General features: G+C 62.9%; 2 protein-coding genes. One reads left to right on the top strand and one right to left on the bottom strand.

Annotated features, from left to right (window positions below):
* Window positions 1–37: 37 nt before the first annotated feature.
* The gene (locus CWO89_RS40965; RefSeq protein WP_130583930.1) at window positions 38–976 is read right to left on the bottom strand and encodes a peptidylprolyl isomerase; all 939 of its coding nucleotides are present in this window, start codon (window positions 974–976) and stop codon (window positions 38–40) included.
* A 353-nt stretch (window positions 977–1,329) separates the two neighbouring features.
* On the opposite strand from CWO89_RS40965, the gene secA reads away from it, so the two are divergent.
* Window positions 1,330–4,167 (top strand): preprotein translocase subunit SecA, encoded by a 2,838-nt coding sequence (gene secA / locus CWO89_RS40960; protein WP_130583929.1) that lies wholly within the window; start codon window positions 1,330–1,332, stop codon window positions 4,165–4,167.
* Window positions 4,168–4,638 lie beyond the last annotated feature (471 nt).

Genomic DNA, 4,638 nt, shown 5'->3' with positions numbered 1-4,638 from the left:
CCTTCGCCGGGACGACCACCTAACTACTTCTTCCGGACTACTTCTTCGCCGGCGGTGCCATCTTGGAGTCGGACGGCTTGGCGGCCGGGGCCGTTGCGTCCGGCTTGGTGTCGCTCTTGGCGGTCTCTTCCGGCTTGTCCATGCGCTCGATCTTGGCGGCCTCGCGCAGCTTGGCGACATAGTCGGCCTGCGCCTTGCGGGTCACATAGGTCTCGATCTGGCTCTTGACCTGATCGAAGGGCGGCGCGGTGCGGTTGCGCTTTTCCTCGACCTTGATGATGTGCCAGCCGAACTGCGACTTCACGGGATCGGAGATCTTGCCCGGCTCGAGCGAAAAGGCGACGGCGGAGAATTCCGGCACCATCTGCTCCTTGGTGAAGAAGCCGAGATCGCCGCCATCGGAGGCGCCGGGATCCTTGGACTTCTTCTTGGCGAGCTCGGCGAAATCGGCGCCCTTCGCGAGCTCGGCCTTGATCGCCTTGGCCTCGTCCTCGGTCTCGACCAGGATGTGGCGGGCATGCACTTCCTGTTCGCCGGTGATCTGCTTGGAGGCCTCCTCATAGACCTTCTTCATGGCGTCGTCGGTGGTCGCGGCTTTGCCCTCGCTGGCAAGCAGGCTATCCATCAGGAGCCGGTTGCGGGTGAAGGCGATACGCTTCTTGAACTCGTCAGTATTGTCGACCTTCTTGTCCTCGGCGGCCTTGGACACGATCTTCATGTCGATCAGGAAGGCCAGGAGGTTATCCTTCCGCGTCGCCGGGTCCATCTGCTGCAGGCTCGGCCCGAGTTCCTCTTCGGCGATCGCCAGGTCGCTCTGGCGGATCTCCTGCCCGTTGACCTTGGCAAGCACCGGGTTGGCATCCTCGGCGCGGACCGGCAGGCCAAAGGCGAGAACGGCAGCGATCGAGCCGGCCACGGCCAGTGACGCAAGGCCGACACGCAAGCCGGGTTTCATTTCCGCGAACGAGGTGGTCATGCAAAATCCTTAACTTGTCTCGAACAGGGGGAACTTCTCTTGAGCGGGGCGGACACTCGCCCAATCAAGCCGCCTTGGCAACGCGAAAAGTCTGACAAAATGATGAATTCCTTGACATCCTGCCGAGCGTTGACAACCCCCGGAGCGGGCCATATCTCATGGCCCATCGTGTCAATGGCGATAGCGCTCATTTTGCTTACGTTTTTGGCCGTTGAACCTTGGATTGCTTGCTTCCCACTTAATTGGCGGATCGGGCCCCAGGTTGGGGCCGTTGCCGGGGCGCGTCACGGTGAGTTGATAGACGATCGGCTGCCCCACGCTCCGGTTGCAACGCAGAAGAACAGGAACTACGCATGATCGGCGCGCTCGCCCGCAAATTGTTCGGCTCCGCCAACGACCGGCGGGTGAAGGGATACCAGTCCCGCGTCAACGCCATCAACGCATTGGAGCCCGAGGTCGCAAAGCTTTCGGACGAGGCGTTGAAGGCCCGCACCGCCGAATTCCGGCAGGAGCTGGCGAACGGCAAGACGCTCGACGACCTTCTGGTTCCGGCGTTCGCCACCGTCCGCGAGGCAGCCAAGCGCACCCTCGGCCAGCGCCATTTCGATGTGCAGCTGATCGGCGGCATGGTGCTGCATGAGGGCGACATCGCCGAGATGAAGACCGGCGAAGGCAAGACGCTGGTGGCAACACTCGCGGTCTATCTCAACGCGCTCGCCGGCAAGGGCGTCCACGTCGTCACCGTCAACGATTACCTCGCCCGCCGTGACTCCGGCTGGATGGGCCAGATCTATTCCTTCCTCGGGATGAGCACCGGCGTGATCGTCCACGGGCTCGACGATGCCGAGCGCAAGACGGCCTATGCTTGCGATATCACCTACGGCACCAATAACGAATACGGTTTCGACTACCTCCGCGACAACATGAAGTACCGCCTGGAGGACATGGTCCAGCGCGGGCACTATTACGCCATCGTCGACGAAGTCGACTCGATCCTGATCGACGAGGCGCGGACGCCGCTGATCATCTCCGGCCCGCTCGACGACCGCTCGGATTTCTACAACACCATCGACACGTTCTTTCCCCAGCTCGACAAGACGGACTACGACGTCGACGAGAAGCAGCGCACGGTGACGCTGACCGAAGGCGGCATGGAAAAGCTCGAAGGGTTGCTGCGCGATGCCGGCCAGCTCAAGGGCGAGTCGCTCTACGACGTCGAGAACGTCTCGGTCGTCCACCACGTCAACCAGGCGCTGCGCGCACATACGCTGTTCACCCGCGACAAGGACTACATCGTCCGCGACGGCGAGGTTGTCATCATCGACGAGTTCACCGGACGCATGATGCCGGGCCGCCGCTACTCGGAAGGCCTGCACCAGGCGCTGGAAGCCAAAGAGCACGTCCAGGTCCAGCCGGAGAACCAGACGCTCGCATCCATCACCTTCCAGAACTATTTCCGGATGTACGAGAAGCTGGCAGGCATGACCGGCACGGCCGCGACCGAGGCCGACGAATTGTTCGACATCTACAAGCTCGAGGTCCTGGAGATCCCGACCAACCTGCCGGTGGCGCGCCTCGACGAGGACGACGAGGTCTATCGCACGCAGAACGAAAAATACGCAGCGATCCTCGCCGAGATCGAACGCGCCAACAAGCGACTGCAGCCGGTCCTGGTCGGCACCGCCTCGATCGAGAAGTCGGAAGTGCTGGCCGAGTACCTGCGCAAGCACGGCTACAAGCAGATCGACTTCAGCAATCACGGCGCGCTCGACAAGCTCTATGCCGCTGCGCGCGCCGGCAAGCCGGCGAAACTGTTCGCGGTCTTGAACGCGCGTTTCCACGAGCAGGAAGCCTATATCGTCGCCGAAGCCGGCGTGCCCGGCGCGATCACGATCGCGACCAACATGGCCGGCCGCGGTACCGACATCAAGCTCGGCGGTTCGCTCGACATGCGGATCCAGCAGGAGACGGCCGCCATCGCCGATGAAGCCGAGAAGGCGAAGAAGATCGAGCAGATCAAGGCCGACATCGAGCGCTTCCGCGAGATCGTCTTGAAGGCCGAGGAGGTCGTCGAGGTCGAGCCCGCCAAGGGCAGCAAGCCGGCGAAGACGGTGACCAAGCCAGGCGGCCTCTACATCATCGGCTCCGAACGGCATGAATCCCGCCGCATCGACAACCAGCTCCGCGGCCGCTCCGGCCGCCAGGGCGACCCCGGCCGCTCGAAATTCTTCCTGTCGCTGGAAGACGATCTGATGCGCATCTTCGGGTCCGACCGGCTCGACAGCATGCTGACCCGGCTCGGCCTGAAAGAGGGCGAGGCGATCATCCATCCCTGGATCAACAAGGCGCTGGAAAAGGCGCAGCAGAAGGTCGAAGCGCGCAACTTCGACATCCGCAAGAACCTGCTCAAATTCGACAACGTCCAGAACGACCAGCGCAAGGTGATCTTCGATCAGCGCGTCGAACTGATGAAGGACGAGAGTGTCGCCGAGACCGTCACCGACATGCGCCACGCCTTCATCGAGGATCTGGTGGCCAAGCACATCCCCGAGCACGCCTATGCCGAGCAGTGGGATGCGGCGGGGCTGAAGGACGAATTGAAGCGCGTGCTTGATGTCGACCTGCCGGTCGACGAATGGGCCAAGGAAGAGGGCATCGCCGACGAGGAATTGCTGGCGCGGATCGAGAAGCATGTCGACGAGCGCATGGCGGCCAAGGTCGCGCAATGGGGTCCCGACGTGATGCGCTACGTCGAGAAGACGATCCTGTTGCAGACGCTCGACCATCTCTGGCGCGAGCACCTGATCATGCTCGATCATCTGCGCCAGGTGATCGGCCTGCGCGGCTATGGCCAGCGCGATCCGCTGCAGGAGTACAAGACGGAAGCCTTCAACCTCTTCCAGGAGATGAGCTCGCATCTGCGCGAGGCCGTCACCGCGCAATTGATGCGGGTCGAGATCATCCCGCCGGAGGAGCAGCAGCCGGTGCTGCCGGCGATGGAAGTGCACAAGCTCGATCCCAACACCGGCGAGGACGAGATGTCCTTCGCCAACGCCTCGCTGGTGCCGAAGGCCGCCCCCTCCGACCGCGATCCCAACAACCCCGCCACCTGGGGCAAGGTCGGCCGCAACGAGGATTGCCCCTGCGGAAGCGGCAAGAAGTACAAGCACTGCCACGGCAGGTACGCGTGAGATGAGCTGCCCGTAAGCGGGCAGGGTACTCCTCTCCGTCATTGCGAGCCAACGGGTCGCGCGAACGCGCGCCCGACGACAGGCTCCGCGAAGCAATCCATAGCGCCGCAAGTGGAGACGTGGATTGCTTCGCGGAGCCTGTCATCGGGCGGCGCTACCGCGCCGACCCGGTGGCTCGCAATGACGATGTGGCTACTTCGGGCGCGACAAATCAACCCGACGGGCAAATCAGCAAAAGTCTGTCCAGCCCTCGCGCAAAAAACATTCCACTTCCGTCGTCGGGCAAATCAGTGATTTAACTCCGCGCGTCTCACGGCGGATGAGGGGCGGGTCGCGATCGTCACGAACGTTGCGGTGAGATGCGGTGGACGAGAGTGTCACGACTGACGAGCGTGGCGCTCACGGACGGCGAAGTCGTGTGGTCCTGGCGCCCCGACGCTGGCGCTAAGTCCTGGGGGATGGAAACATCCC

The sequence above is a fragment of the Bradyrhizobium sp. Leo170 genome (assembly GCF_004296405.1).
Taxonomy (GTDB): domain Bacteria; phylum Pseudomonadota; class Alphaproteobacteria; order Rhizobiales; family Xanthobacteraceae; genus Bradyrhizobium.
Note: the sequence above shows the minus strand (reverse complement) of the source record. Positions and strands in the feature narration are given on the sequence as shown.